The sequence below is a fragment of the Rhizobium redzepovicii genome (assembly GCF_019793435.1).
Taxonomy (GTDB): domain Bacteria; phylum Pseudomonadota; class Alphaproteobacteria; order Rhizobiales; family Rhizobiaceae; genus Rhizobium; species Rhizobium redzepovicii.
Map to the genome: position 1 here is coordinate 1 of NZ_JAILYH010000041.1, position 13,665 is coordinate 13,665.

At 58.6% G+C, this 13,665-nt stretch carries 13 protein-coding genes; 11 read left to right on the forward strand and 2 right to left on the reverse strand.

Translation table 11 applies throughout. The annotated features are described in order from the left end of the window. From K6N12_RS33160 to K6N12_RS33185, 6 genes are all read left to right on the forward strand, one after another. On the forward strand, positions 1-127 hold a 127-nt coding region (locus K6N12_RS33160; RefSeq protein ID WP_343228895.1), incomplete at its 5' end, for an integrase core domain-containing protein. A gap of 620 nt (positions 128-747) precedes the next feature. Beyond that, on the forward strand, positions 748-1,788 hold the full coding sequence (locus K6N12_RS33165; protein WP_222149157.1) for an amino acid ABC transporter substrate-binding protein: 1,041 nt from the start codon (positions 748-750) through the stop codon (positions 1,786-1,788). A 72-nt stretch (positions 1,789-1,860) separates the two neighbouring features. Next, positions 1,861-3,048: an amino acid ABC transporter permease gene (locus K6N12_RS33170; protein ID WP_239621471.1), complete on the forward strand. Its 1,188-nt coding sequence runs from the start codon at positions 1,861-1,863 to the stop codon at positions 3,046-3,048. Beyond that, on the forward strand, positions 3,048-4,523 hold the full coding sequence (locus K6N12_RS33175; RefSeq protein ID WP_222149158.1) for an amino acid ABC transporter permease: 1,476 nt from the start codon (positions 3,048-3,050) through the stop codon (positions 4,521-4,523). Before K6N12_RS33170 ends, K6N12_RS33175 begins: the two co-directional genes overlap by 1 nt. A gap of 2 nt (positions 4,524-4,525) precedes the next feature. Continuing rightward, positions 4,526-5,293: an amino acid ABC transporter ATP-binding protein gene (locus K6N12_RS33180; RefSeq protein WP_222149159.1), complete on the forward strand. Its 768-nt coding sequence runs from the start codon at positions 4,526-4,528 to the stop codon at positions 5,291-5,293. Positions 5,294-5,389: 96 nt separating this feature from the next. Then, positions 5,390-6,028 (forward strand): type 1 glutamine amidotransferase, encoded by a 639-nt coding sequence (locus K6N12_RS33185; protein ID WP_222149160.1) that lies wholly within the window; start codon positions 5,390-5,392, stop codon positions 6,026-6,028. Between the two features lie 15 nt (positions 6,029-6,043). Here the strand turns inward: K6N12_RS33185 and K6N12_RS33190 are convergent, their stop codons facing one another. Beyond that, positions 6,044-6,934 carry a LysR substrate-binding domain-containing protein gene (locus K6N12_RS33190; protein WP_222149161.1) on the reverse strand — a complete coding sequence of 297 codons (891 nt, stop codon included), beginning with the start codon at positions 6,932-6,934 and terminating at the stop codon, positions 6,044-6,046. 98 nt (positions 6,935-7,032) lie between these two features. On the opposite strand from K6N12_RS33190, the gene K6N12_RS33195 reads away from it, so the two are divergent. From K6N12_RS33195 to K6N12_RS33210, 4 genes are all read left to right on the forward strand, one after another. Beyond that, positions 7,033-8,253: a pyridoxal phosphate-dependent aminotransferase gene (locus K6N12_RS33195; RefSeq protein WP_222149162.1), complete on the forward strand. Its 1,221-nt coding sequence runs from the start codon at positions 7,033-7,035 to the stop codon at positions 8,251-8,253. Positions 8,254-8,270: 17 nt separating this feature from the next. Further along, positions 8,271-9,056, forward strand: coding sequence for an SDR family oxidoreductase (locus K6N12_RS33200; protein ID WP_222149163.1), 786 nt, complete (start codon positions 8,271-8,273; stop codon positions 9,054-9,056). Positions 9,057-9,083: 27 nt separating this feature from the next. Beyond that, positions 9,084-9,791 (forward strand): ribonuclease activity regulator RraA, encoded by a 708-nt coding sequence (locus tag K6N12_RS33205; RefSeq protein WP_222149164.1) that lies wholly within the window; start codon positions 9,084-9,086, stop codon positions 9,789-9,791. 737 nt (positions 9,792-10,528) lie between these two features. Continuing rightward, entirely contained in the window at positions 10,529-13,039 is a 2,511-nt protein-coding gene (locus tag K6N12_RS33210; protein WP_222149165.1) for a methyl-accepting chemotaxis protein, read from the forward strand. Positions 13,040-13,155: 116 nt separating this feature from the next. Here K6N12_RS33210 and K6N12_RS33215 read toward each other — a convergent pair whose 3' ends face one another. After that, complete coding sequence (locus tag K6N12_RS33215; RefSeq protein WP_097625570.1) at positions 13,156-13,374, reverse strand: helix-turn-helix domain-containing protein; 219 nt, start codon at positions 13,372-13,374, stop codon at positions 13,156-13,158. A gap of 106 nt (positions 13,375-13,480) precedes the next feature. On the opposite strand from K6N12_RS33215, the gene K6N12_RS33220 reads away from it, so the two are divergent. Further along, a partial coding sequence (locus K6N12_RS33220) for a LysR family transcriptional regulator (protein ID WP_222135078.1) occupies positions 13,481-13,665 on the forward strand: 185 nt, incomplete at its 3' end.

Genomic DNA, 13,665 nt, shown 5'->3' on the forward strand with positions numbered 1-13,665 from the left:
CGCCGCCGAACTGCCACGATGGCTTCATCGCTACAATTGGCACAGGCCTCACGGAAGTCTAAACTCAAAACCACCAATCACTAGGCTCGCTCTTACCCAGGACAACCTGTTGAGGCTCCACATCTAGAGCCTTGGGAAAGAACTGGGACGGCGTAGAGCTTCCGCCGGGATCGATCACGCCACCTGGTGCGATTTCAACTTGGCGAGTGGCGACGGAAGCGTTGTTCCTGCCTGTCGCGGTCCTGTTCCTGGGGCTTTGATCGCTTGGGTGGTCGGAGCAGGATTCCGAGGCGCGCGACAACGGGCGATCTCGAGTTGCAAACCATTCATTACGAACCTCTGAAACTGTCCGCCGGAGACAGCATCCTCTTTGACGCGGACCAGTTACACGCCTATGTCGCCCCGGGGACGATGCAGAGATTTTGATGATGAATAGCGTCGCTGAAGTCGCTACGCCACCCCGAGCAGAGCCTGCGCAGCGACGCGATCGTCAGAACCCGCAAGAATCCCTCGAAGTTAAGCTTTCTCGCTTTTCGAAGCCGAGGAAGGATACGTTTATCGTTTTTCACTGCTGTGTCACATTGCGCCTTCGAGAGGCACGGGTCTTTGACGTTGGGTGTTCAAGCAGGCGGTGCCCTCTCCTTGACAGTCAGAAGTCGTCCGTTTTTGGCGAGCCGAACGCACACCCGCGGTTCTCGCACAATCGTATGGACTGGACATCGAATAGAAAACCGGAGGGAACAGCAGATGAAGATTATCGGAAATACCGGACTACTGATCGGTGCGCTTGCGGCAATGCTGGGCGCGGTGCCAGCCAACGCCACAACGCTGGAGAGCGTCAAGCAGAAGGGCTTTGTCCAGTGCGGCGTAAGCCAGGGCAGCCCCGGTTTCTCGCTGCCGGATGCGCAGAACAACTGGACCGGAATGGACGTCGATTTTTGCCGCGCGGTGGCCGCCGCGGTATTCAACGATCCGAAAAAGGTCAAGTTCACACCTCTCTCCGCGAAAGAGCGCTTTACCGCCCTTCAGTCGGGCGAGGTCGACATACTTTCGCGCACCTCTACGTGGACGATGAGCCGCGATACGTCGATGGGCCTGTTGTTTGCGGGCGTGCTTTACTACGACGGGCAAGGCTTCATGGTGAAGAAGTCCCTTGGAATCGACTCGGCGTTGAAGCTTGACGGCGCGGCAGTTTGCGCTGGTACGGGTACGACCACCGAATTGAACGTCTCCGACTATTTTAATGCCAAAGGCCTGAAGTTCACGAGCGTTGCGATCGACGACTCCAACCAACTGCGCCAGGCGTACGAGGAGGGCCGTTGCGACGTGCTGACGAGCGACCAGTCCGTGCTGTACAGCGAGCGTCTTCAGCTCAAAGCGCCGGACGATCACGTTGTCCTTCCCGAAATCATTTCGAAGGAGCCGCTCGGTCCGGCGACCCGTCAGGGTGATGACCAATGGTTCAACATCGTAAAGTGGACCTACTTCGCCCTCCTGACCGCTGAAGAAGACGGCATCACAAGTTCGAACGTGGACGAGATGCTGAAGTCCACGAACCCGGAAATTCAGCGCTTGCTCGGCGTGAAAAACGCCGACGGCACCGCCGCAGGCTTCGGTGGCGGTATCGGCGTCGACGAAGACTGGGTTGTACACATCGTGAAGGGCGTCGGGAACTACGGGGAGATGTTTGACCGGAACCTGGGCGACAAGTCGGACCTCAAAATCGCACGTGGGAAGAACGCGCTCTGGAAGGACGGCGGGCTGCAGTACGCGCCGCCGATCCGGTAACCGCCAGTGCGGCGGCCCTCTCTGGCCGCCGCATCGGGCCTGTCAGGTTTCCACTACGCACAGGTGAATCCAGTGACGTCCGTAAAAACGATTAGCCGCGGCAGCGACGGCGGGTTTTGGCGCAATCCCAAGCGCCGTGCCCAGGCCTTCCAGATCACACTCGGGTTGGCCTTGTTTCTTTTCGTCTGTGTCATCTCGGCCAATACCGCCGCGAACCTGGGAAAGCTGAACCAACAGCTCTCCTTCGGGTTTCTCGGCAGATCCGCGGGGTTCGAGATCTCCCAGACCCTGATTCCGTACAAAAGCGTTTCCACCTACGGGCGTGCATTGCTGGTGGGTCTGGCGAATACGGTTTTGGTCTCCGTTCTTGGTATCGTCGCGGCGACCGTCCTTGGCTTTGCAGTCGGGATCATGGGGCTCTCGAAGAACTGGATCGTGTCACGTGTGGCGGCTGCCTACATCGAGTTCTTTCGAAATATTCCGTTGCTCCTTCAGGTGTTCGTTTGGTACTCGGTCGTCATTGTCCAGACGCTTCCGTCCCCGCGTGAGGCTTGGACTGTCTTCGGCTATGCCTACATCTCCAACCGCGGGCTGATGATCCCGTCGCTTTCGGAAGCACCCGACAAAGGCGCTGTCATCTGGCTCCTGGCGGCAATCGCCCTGGCGTGGGTTGCGATCCTGATCATCTCGCGGCTGGTTTACGCGGACGAGGGTGCGAAAACGAAAACGGGATTGCGCCTGTCCCTCCTCTTTCTCGCCATCGGAGCGCTGCTTGTCTTGGTCATGGGTCGACCATTCGAACTGGAGGCGCCGACGAAAACGGCATTCAGCTTCTCCGGCGGCATTACCATCATTCCCGAACTGATCGCTTTGCTGTTCGCTCTCTCGGTATACATGGCGACCTACATCGCCGAAGCGGTGCGCGCAGGCGTCATGGCCGTCAACCGGGGACAGGTGGAGGCGGCCGCCGCACTCGGGCTTGGCCCCCTCAGGACGACGAAGCTTATCGTCGTCCCACAGGCAATGCGCATCATCATTCCACCGTTGAGCACTACCTACCTCGGTCTTATCAAGAATTCCTCGCTCGCGGTCGCCATAGGTTATCCGGACCTCGTTGCAACCGGGGGCACGATCCTCAACCAGACGGGAAAAGCCATTGAAATTGTTACAATCTGGATGGTTGTCTATCTATCGTTGAGCCTCGCAACCTCGCTGCTGATGAACTGGTTCAACGCAAACTCCAAACTGGTGGAACGCTGATGGCCGCCTTTGTCAGAACCGAAGACAGTCCATGTTTGCCGCCTCCGCCCAGCGCTTCCGGTATCTGGGGCTGGCTTCGGCTCAATCTCTTCGCAGGACCTGGCCAGACCGTCTTGACGCTGTTGTTCGGAGCGACTGTGCTGTGGTTTGCCTGGACCGTGCTGAAATTCGCGGTCCTCGCGGGCATCTGGGACGGCGTTGATCGTAACGCTTGTCTTGCCAGCCCGACGGGTGCTTGCTGGCCTTTGGTGAGGGAAAAAATCGGCCAGTGGATATACGGCTTTTACCCGATCGATCAGCGCTGGCGGGCAAACGTCTGTTTCGCGCTCCTCGTCGCGGTGGGCATACCCATGCTCGTCCCGGCGTTGCCGTTCAAGCGCGTAAACGCTTTGCTTTTGGTGACGGCCCTCCCGCTGAGTGTGGTGATCCTCCTTTCCGGAGGCAACCTCGCGTTCGGACCGGGGTCCTATATCACCGTCGCAGTCTGCCTGTTGTTGATGACCGTGGCTGTGCCATTAGCGTCAACCGGGATAGAAGAAGTCCTGAGAACAAATCGGCTCTGTGTACTTGCCACCGGGATCGCGCTGGCTGCTGGCCTATGTTCCGCCGTATTGGCAGCAGTTTCGACGATGCCTGTGCTCGGTTCCGTTTCGGGCCTGATCGCGGTGTGCGTGACGGTTGCCGCGAGCCTCATCTCCATTGGGGCGTTGGCGATGCGACGCCAGATGAGTTCGGGCCAGGGGTTCGCCCTGGTTGCGGTGTCGGCGTCGGTGTTCGCCGGCATGGCGGCATTGGATTACGACTTCGGGCTTTCGACCGTAGACACTGCCCAGTGGGGCGGACTTCTCGTTACGCTCATCGTCGCCGTTGTTGGGATCATAACGTCGCTGCCGTTGGGGATTGTGTTGGCGCTCGGCAGGCAGTCAAGCATGCCTTTCGTGAGGACGCTTTCGGTCGGCTTCATCGAAATCGTGCGCGGAGTTCCACTGATAACCGTGCTGTTCATGTCGAGCGTGATGCTGCCGCTTTTCCTTCCGCCGGGCATGTCGTTCGACAAGCTCCTCCGCGCGCTGATCGGAGTAGCGCTTTTCTCGTCGGCCTACATGGCGGAGGTTGTTCGCGGTGGCATCCAGGCGATCGATCGAGGACAGTACGAGGGGGCAACCGCCCTTGGTCTTCGGTACTGGCCCATGATGATAAAAATAATCCTGCCCCAGGCTCTCAAAATCTCCATCCCGAACATCGTCAGCAACTTCATCAGTCTCTTCAAAGACACGACGCTGGTGCTGATCATCGGGGTCTTCGACCTGCTTGGGATCGTACAGACCACGTTGCGGGATCCGAAATGGGCCACTCCGACATCCGCTGCGACAGGCTATCTCGCGGTGGCGCTAATGTATTGGGTGTTCTGCTTCGGCATGTCCCGCTATGCGAAGTATACCGAAAGAAGATTGCACAGGGGGCACAAGCGGTGACTATGGCGGAACCAAAACAAGCGGCGCTCGACGGCGCATCCGATGTCGCAGTGGAAATCGTCAACATGAACAAGTGGTACGGCGATTTCCACGTGCTGCGCGACATCAACCTGAAGGTCATGCGCGGCGAGCGCATCGTCATTGCCGGCCCGTCGGGTTCGGGCAAGTCGACGATGATCCGCTGCATCAACCGACTGGAAGAGCATCAGAAGGGCCAGATCATCGTCGACGGCACCGAGCTCACCAACGATCTGAAGAAGATCGACGAGGTGCGTCGCGAAGTCGGCATGGTGTTCCAGCACTTCAACCTCTTCCCGCACCTGACGATCCTCGAAAACTGCACATTAGCGCCGGTCTGGGTCCGCAAGATGCCGAAGAAGCAGGCGGAAGAGGTCGCCATGCACTTCCTCAAGCGCGTCAAGATCCCCGAGCAGGCCAACAAATATCCGGGCCAGCTTTCCGGCGGCCAGCAGCAGCGTGTGGCGATCGCCCGGTCGCTGTGCATGAGCCCCAAGATCATGCTGTTCGACGAGCCGACTTCGGCGCTCGATCCCGAGATGATCAAGGAAGTGCTCGACACCATGGTGGGCCTTGCCGAGGAAGGCATGACCATGCTCTGCGTCACCCACGAAATGGGATTTGCCCGCCAGGTAGCGCACCGCGTTATCTTCATGGACCAGGGCCGGATCGTCGAGCAGAATTCGCCGGCCGAATTCTTCGACAATCCGCAGCACGAGCGCACCCGGCTCTTTTTGAAGCAGATACTGTAGGCCGCGCCAGTTTCCATGAAAAGCGTTCTCATCCTTCAGCATGTGGACCGGGACTCTCCCGGCAAGTATCTCGAGTCCTTCGCGAGGGACGGCTTCGTGCCAACCACGGTTCGGCTGTGGGCGGGCGAAGAGGTTCCCCACCTTGCGTCCCATGATCTCATGTTCGTGCTTGGGGGGCCGCAGGATGTGTGGGAAGAGGATAAATATCCATGGCTGCGCATGGAAAAACAGGCGATCAAGGAATGGGTCGCAGAACGGGCAAAACCATACTTCGGCGTTTGCCTCGGTCACCAACTCCTGGCAGACTCGCTAGGTGGGAAGGTCGGCCTTTCGGACGTCGGCGAGCACGGAGTCTTCAATATCGATATCCCGCACAATCCCAACCCGTTGGTGGCGGGGCTTTCCGAACGTCACAAGGTCGTCCAATGGCATATGGCCGAAGTCTCCGACGCGCCACCCGGCGCACAAATTCTCGGCAGTTCGGAAGTTTCGCCCATACAGGTCCTCGCCGTCGGCGAACACGCATTGTCGACGCAGTTTCATTCGGAGTGCGGCGCGCAATCGCTAATGGCGTGGACGCAAACCCCCGGCTACATCGACCTCTTCGAGGCCCACAAAGGAAAGGGCTCCTACGAGAAATTCCTCCGGCAGGCATACTCCGCCATGAGCGAAATCAACACGACAAGCGAACGCCTCTACGACAACCTGGTCTCTGCAACGAAACTCGTCGCCTGAACCCACTCCGTCGACTCAAAGCCGCAACGTGAGCTCTTTCGCCTTTGCGGCCTTGCAGGCTTCCTGCGAAAAGGCCTCGACCAGCCTGTCCTTCGATGAAAGCTGCCTGTAGATGACCCCGACATTTCGAGTCGGAGCCCCGTCGACGGCGATCTTCCGTAACTGAAGTCCCTCAGGCCAGGGTGGCAGCCAATCCGGGATCAGCGATACCCCGAGCCCGCGGCCCACAAGGACCACAATGGCCTCCAGGGAGTCGAGTTCGTAGCGATCCAGGAGAGAAAGTTTCTCCCGCCGAAGATAGCTTTCGACGGTGCGTCCGCCCCAATGCTTGCGATCGTAGCGAATGAACGGAGCCTGCCGCAAGATGGTCAGGACATCCGTCTCCTGTTCCGTCGAACTCGTGAGAACGATCAACCGGTCGCGCCGAAGTTCCCGCCAGACGTGCTCTTTGGATATGGCAAAAGGGGGTTCCACCAGGATTGCCGCGTCGAGCGTACCGTCCAGCACTTTCTGATAGAGATCAACAGACTGACCAGGTTGTACCTCGACCAGGATTCCGGGACGTGTCTCCTTCATAGCGGTCAGTATTTCCGGCAGAAGCCCCGTGATCATCGAATGAATGACGCCGACCCGTATCGTTCCCACCTCCTCGTTGCGGGTGGCGATCGCCTTTAGGCTCTCCGTTCCTTCGATCAGCTTGCGGGCCATTTCGAGTATCGCTACCCCCGCCTCGGTCGGCCGCGTCGAGTGTCCTGATCGTCGAAGCAGCACCGCCCCGACATCGGCCTCCAAAGCCCTGATCCGCTGAACTACGGCCGACGGGGTCAACGACTCCATTCGAGCGGCGGCAGCAACCGACGTCAGCTCGACGACATTGAGGAACGTCTTAAGGAACCGGGTCTCCAAATTAAGAATTCCTGTGTTTCAAAATCACGAAAACACATATTTTCTAATGTCGGAGTTAATGTCAATCTCTCCTCGATCTTTCGACCTAGGGGAATACGATGACTCTCCAATTCAACCGTGAAAGCCTTTCCGCAAGGCTGAAGACGGTAAAACCTTCGCCAACGATCGCAATCACCAGGCTTGCCGCAGAGCTGCGTCGAAACGGAAAGAACATCGTTCCGCTTTCACAGGGGGAGCCCGACTTCGATACGCCTGACCATATAAAAATCGCCGCCAAAAACGCCATCGACAACGGCGAAACGAAATACACCGACGTCGACGGTACACCAGCTCTCAAGCGTGCGATCGTCGACAAGTTCAAGAACGAAAACGGGCTTGATTATGAGGTGGCCAACATTTCGGTCGGCACGGGAGGCAAGCAGGTCATTTTCAACGCTTTCTCGGCAACTCTCGACCAGGGTGACGAGGTTATCATTCCGGCCCCGTATTGGGTATCGTATCCCGATATGGTGTTGCTCACGGGCGGTGTTCCGGTGACGGTCTCGTGCGGCGAAAAATCCGGATTCAAACTTACGGCCGAGGCGCTCGAGGGCGCGATCACGCCGCGCACAAAATGGCTGGTTCTCAATTCGCCCAGCAACCCGACAGGAGCGGGTTACTCCGCCGCGGAGCTGAAGGCTATCGCCGAGGTTCTGCTTCGTCATCATCGGGTTCTGGTGATGACCGATGATATGTACGAGCATATCCGTTACGATGGCTGGGAATTCCAGACGATTGCGGCCGTCGAGCCCCGGCTGCGCGAACGGGTGCTGACCTGTAACGGCGTGTCAAAGGCTTACGCGATGACCGGATGGCGCATCGGCTACGCAGGCGGTCCGGTTGACTTGATCAGGGCCATGGCGACCATCCAGTCCCAAAGCACGACAAACCCGAGTTCGGTGTCGCAAGCCGCCGCTGTGGCGGCACTCACAGGTCCGCTTGACTTCCTGACCGAACGCAATGCGGTCTTTCAAGAACGTCGCGATCTCTGCCTCGCCGCTTTCAACGGCATCGATGGTTTGAGCTGCAAGACGCCCGATGGTGCCTTTTACCTTTTTCCATCGTGCGCTGGCGTTATCGGCAAGCAGATGCCGAATGCTAAGGTGCTTGAGACCGACGTCGATTTCGCGACGTACCTCCTGGAGTCCGTCGGCGTTGCCGTCGTGCCGGGTTCGGCTTTTGGCCTCGGGCCGTATTTTCGAATTTCCTTTGCGACATCGACGGATCGACTTCGTGATGCCTGCGAGAGGATCGCAGACGCATGCGCGTCGCTCAAGTAAATAGCGAGGAATGAGCAATGGATTTGGGAATTGCAGGTAAGTGCGCACTGGTCCTGGGCGCTGGCGGAGGCCTGGGCGGCGCGATCGCCGAAGCGTTGGCTGGTGAGGGCGCGAAGGTCGTTGTTGCGGACATCGATCTGGATGCCGCCGAACAGACGGCTACGTCGATCACCTCCAAGGGTGGCGAAGCCTTTTCGATCAAGTGGGACATCAGCGATCTCTCCGTGATCGACCAGAACGTCTCTCTCATCGAGAGTCGCTTCGGCAACGTGTCAATCTTGATCAACAACACGGGTGGCCCGCCGCCGACCCCGGTTTCGGGTCAGGCACCTGAGCAGTGGTCGAAATTCTTCCAGTCGATGGTCCTCTCGGTAATCGCGCTGACGGACCGCGTTCTCCCCGGAATGAAGTCATCGGGCTGGGGGCGCATCATCACGTCTACATCTTCGGGGGTCGTGTCGCCGATCCCGAACCTTGGGCTTTCCAATGCGTTGCGCAGCACGCTTGTCGGCTGGTCAAAGACGCTGGCTAAGGAAGTCGGCGGCGCAGGCATTACCGCCAATATCGTATTGCCAGGCCGCATAGCAACTCCGCGGATCACCTTCCTCGATGAGCAAAAGGCGAAGCGGGAAGGACGTTCAGTCGAGGACGTTGCTGCCGAAAGCACCGCGACCATCCCGGTGGGACGCTACGGCAAGCCGAAAGAATACGGAGACACGGTAGCCTTCCTGGCGAGCGACCGCGCCTCTTTCATCACCGGAAGCATCGTCCGCATCGACGGCGGCATGATTGCCAGTATTTGATAACGAAAAAAACGAGAGGTAATGCCAATGGCAACCGATTCAGAAATCAAATCCACGCTCGCGACAGTCACCACCGCTACGCTCACGACTATCCTCTTAAAGAAGGGCTTGCGCAATGTCTGGATGCGTGGAGCCATGCCCATCAAGCCGGGTCAGGGTCGCATCGTCGGCCGTGCGTTCACTCTTCGCTTTGTCCCGGCCCGCGAAGACCTAGCTACCCCGGAATCCTGGTCTTCCCCGAGGTCCACCCGCGCCGCTATCGAAGCGATGCCGGAAGGATGCATCGCGGTTGTCGACGCCATGGGCATCAAGGATGCCGGCATTTTTGGCGACATCCTCTGCGCGCGTATGGCTAAGCGGAACGTGGCGGCGCTCGTTACGGACGGCGTGGTACGCGATCTCGACGGCGTACTCGGTACGAACTTTCCTGTTTGGTGCTCTGGCGCGGCCGCTCCTCCGTCCGTGGCTGGCCTGACGTTTGTTGACTGGGACCAGCCCGTTGGTTGCGGCGGCGTAGCCGTGTTCCCTAACGACGTTATCGTCATCGACAACGACGGTGCCGTTGTCATCCCGGCTGCCATGATCGACGACATTCTCGACGCTGCTACCGAGCAGGAGCGTCTCGAAGGCTGGATTATGCAGGAAGTCAACAAGGGTGCGGCGTTGCCGGGGCTATACCCCGCGAATGCGGAAAACAAGGCGCGCTACGAAGAGTGGAAGAAGAACAACGCCTAATAAACGATCGTAGAGACGCCAGGGTCGGTGCTCGGCTCTGGCGCTTCTGAAAACATCAGGAAGGGTCGCAGAATGGAAATCCTGCTAATCGGTGTGGCCGTCACCGCCTTCTTTTGCTTCGCTATGTCGATGCAACTTTGTTGAACTACCGACGCCGAAACTGACGTCACGTCGAGGGCAGCGTTCTAGCCACTAGATATGTTGCGTTTGACGAGAACGCTTATCCGACTGCTGTCGTTTCGTACTTGCTCGAGAGCTGCGAACGTTCCGAGAAGTCGGTTCGTATTGCTGGCGTTGACTCGGGGGTGCCGGGAGCTTCATCAAGCTATTGGTGCACCTGCCAGATGGGTCCTGACCGTGGCGAGGGCCTGGGGAACGACATTATTCCTTAACGTCACTCGCTTCCAATATTGAAACGAATATTTCACCATTGGCGGGATATGAAATGTTTATTCCACTGATGCGTCATGCGTACGGCAGGGATTATGTGCAGAGCCGGTTCGAGGGGACCGGTATCTTCACCCGAGATTGATTGTTCTTCTTCAAGCCATTTCCTTCCGACGGATCTACGAATTTCTGAAGGTCGATAGGAAGGAGGGCGAGCAGCCGCTGGTTACGAGCAAACCTGTGTGGCTGCCGCCTCAGGCGGAAGGAGGGTTTTCACTCGAAGGGAGGCGACCTGCAACAGCCCCTGCGCCAAGCGCCGAAACGAGACGCTGTGAGCCGAGGAGGGAGTCATGTTGGGAAGACTGTTGTCACGTGTTCGCATCCAGACGCAGGTGATGGTATTCATCGTTCCGTTCGTCTTCAGCATCATGGCCGTGGGCGCGACCGGTTTTTATGCGTCAAGCCTGCTTCAGGGGCGGATGGATATTTCCAATTCCGTCCTGCAGTCCTTAAGCGGATTTCGGGATTTGTCGGCCGCGATGGGCGAGTTCCTCGCCAATGCCACGCAAGAAAACCGGGATGTCGTCGCCCGCAAACTCGCCGATCAGCGCGTTCTTCTGAAATCCGGCATCGACAAGCTCGCCGCGGATCGCAGCGGTCAGCAGGAACTGGAGCAAGCGCTGTCTTCCATCGATGGAATTTCGGCTCGCATGGATACACTGTGGCAGCTTCAGGAAACTCGGTCGGCGCTCCTTACCGATCTCCAGAAGGCGCAGAGCGTCGTCGTGTCGTCCCAGACGGATATCGTTGAAGGCTCCAAGGTTCTCCAGCGGGCCGCCGACATGCAGGAAGATGAAGCCCGCAATACACTGGGCGATGCACAGCGCATTTCAGACTTCGCCTCCTTCGCCCAATCGTTAAACGACAAGGTTCAAGCCGCCGACCCTATCAGCGGCCCCGATATGGAGGAACTCGCCCGGCAGCAGCGCATCGTGGGAATGGCCCTTGGCGGCGAGGCACCGGAAGCCAAAAAGGCGATTGACGATGCCATTGCTTCGTTGAAGCCGCTTGTCGAAGCCTCCGGCCAGACCGAGGAGCATGCAGCCGGTCTCAGGAATGCGACGAGCCATATCGTCGGCAGGCTGCCCGAATTGCAGGAGGTCGCCGCACGGCGCGTGAAGGCGGTAACGGATAAGGCGGCCGAGACCGCCAAAACGGTCGAGCGCGCCAAAACCAGCCAGAGAGACGGCCAGAAACTCACGACCTCGGCTTACGTGATTCAGATCATAATGGCGAAACTTACCTTGGCGCCAACGGACGCCAATCTCCAGCGGCTTTCGCAGGAAATCACGGCCGTCAGGAAGGGTCTGGACACGCTGATTTCCAATGCCGGCGGTGTCACCCAATTCGATAATCTCAAAGCCAAGCTTCCGCCGGCGCTGGACAAGATGCAGAAGGCTGCCACCGACCTCGTTCGCATCAGCGCCCAGCGCCAGGACGAATTCCGTTTGGCCGCGGCCGACGTGGACCGGATGTGGTCTCAGCTGACGGCCTTCGCCGAAATGCAGCGGCAGAATGCGGCTGACGAACGCACGGACGCCAATTCGATGTCTCTGGGAACGACGATCCTTGGCGTGGTAATCGCAATCCTCGCAGGCGTCGGGCTGACCGTTACGCTCAAGGGGCCGATCAATCAGATCACTTCGGCTATGAGGCGCCTGGCGGACGGCAAACTCGAAACATCTATCGTCGGTGACAGCCGAGCCGATGAAATCGGCGATATGGCCCGCGCGCTGGGCGTGTTCAAGAATAATGCCATCGCCAAGATCCAGATCGAGGAGCGCAGCGAGGTCGAGCGATCGAAGGCCGAGGAGGAACGGCATCGCAGTGATGAAGAAAAACGCACGGTCGAAGAGCAGATAGACTTCGCGGTTACGGCGCTGGCGGAAGGTCTCGGACGTCTGGCACGGGGCGACATTTCTCAGACGATCGCAACCCCCTTCTTCGGTCGATTGGAGCAGCTTCGCAACGATTTCAACTCGTCGCTCCTCCGGCTGCAGGAAACGATCGACCAGATCCGCACCAACACCCGGATGATCGAAGGGAACGCCGGTCAGATGGATCTTGCCGCGAGCGATCTTGCAAAGCGCACCGAGCAACAGGCCGTCGCACTCGAAGAGATAGCCGCAGCCATCGAAGAGATCACCACCACGGTTCGTTCGTCTGCGGCCTGCGCCGATGATGCCCACCAGATCATCACGGACACCAAACAGGTGGCCGATTCCTCGTCCCAGGTCGTTGCAAGCGCCATCGACGCGATGAGCAAGATTGAAGCGGCATCCGACGAGATCGTTCAAATCATCGGCGTCATCGATGAAATCGCGTTCCAAACAAACCTGCTTGCCCTGAACGCCGGCATCGAAGCGGCCCGCGCCGGCGAGGCCGGAAAAGGCTTTGCGGTCGTGGCCCAGGAAGTGCGCGATTTGGCTCAACGCTCCGCGGAGGCCGGCCAAAGGATCAAACAGCTCATCGGACGTTCGCAGACAGAGATTACCAACGGAGCGCGAGTCGTCCGCGAGACGAGCGAAGTCCTTGAAAGCATCTCGGCAAAGGTGGTCACCGCATCTGAGCAGATGGACGTCATCGCTCGCTCGAGCAGAGAGCAGTACAACGCGCTCCACGAAGTGAATTCTTCCGTCAACCGGATGGATCAGATGACGCAGCAGAATGCGGCCATGGTCGAAGAAACCAGCGCAGCGACGAAGGAACTCGCAGACGAGACGAGGATACTCCTCCAGTTGATCGATCAGTTCCAGCTGCGCGAGACGAGTGCCCCGCGGCGGACGACGGCAGTGGCATAGGTTGGCATTCCGGCGCTCTTGTTCCATAAATCTGCTTACGCCGCGAAAGCCAACTTTCGCAACAGGTTAGGGCAGCGATCCCGTTAAGAATACCTAGGTCGCCGCACGGTTGCTCGCTATTCCTTATTTGGCTTTCTAAGTAGGTCAGCAGGTTCAACACCCAGCACGGCAGCTAATCGGTCCAGCACCTCAATACTTGGGCTGTACACGCGCCGTTCTAGAGAGCTGATGTAGGTCCGATCAACGCTGGCACGATGGGCGAGCTCCTCCTGCGACATTTTTCTCGCCTGTCGAAGAGTTCTCAAATTTCGAGCGAAGGTCTCGCGTATCTCCATGACAACGAGAGAACCTCTTGTAGAATATTCCACTACGGAGTATACTCTACAAAATTGAGCAACGGTCATGCCGGCGCTACCCACCCTCGCATCGATCGTGGAACCCATGGAACTACGCCAGCTCTCCTACTTCGTCGCGGTGGCCGAGGAACTGCATTTCGGCAGGGCGGCCGCCAAGGTGCGCATCGCCCAGCCGGCGCTCAGCAATCATGTGCAGGCGCTGGAGCGCGAACTTGGCTGCGCGCTGTTCATCCGCTCGACCAGGCGGGTGGAACTCACAAGGGCAGGGGA

Coding starts and splice junctions, on each gene's coding strand:
- K6N12_RS33175 (WP_222149158.1), top strand. CDS start 3,048: ATGGCCGCCTTTGTCAGAACCGAAGACAGTCCATGTTTGCCGCCTCCG.
- K6N12_RS33215 (WP_097625570.1), bottom strand. CDS start 13,374: ATGGAGATACGCGAGACCTTCGCTCGAAATTTGAGAACTCTTCGACAG.
- K6N12_RS33200 (WP_222149163.1), top strand. CDS start 8,271: ATGGATTTGGGAATTGCAGGTAAGTGCGCACTGGTCCTGGGCGCTGGC.
- K6N12_RS33165 (WP_222149157.1), top strand. CDS start 748: ATGAAGATTATCGGAAATACCGGACTACTGATCGGTGCGCTTGCGGCA.
- K6N12_RS33180 (WP_222149159.1), top strand. CDS start 4,526: ATGGCGGAACCAAAACAAGCGGCGCTCGACGGCGCATCCGATGTCGCA.
- K6N12_RS33205 (WP_222149164.1), top strand. CDS start 9,084: ATGGCAACCGATTCAGAAATCAAATCCACGCTCGCGACAGTCACCACC.
- K6N12_RS33210 (WP_222149165.1), top strand. CDS start 10,529: ATGTTGGGAAGACTGTTGTCACGTGTTCGCATCCAGACGCAGGTGATG.
- K6N12_RS33195 (WP_222149162.1), top strand. CDS start 7,033: ATGACTCTCCAATTCAACCGTGAAAGCCTTTCCGCAAGGCTGAAGACG.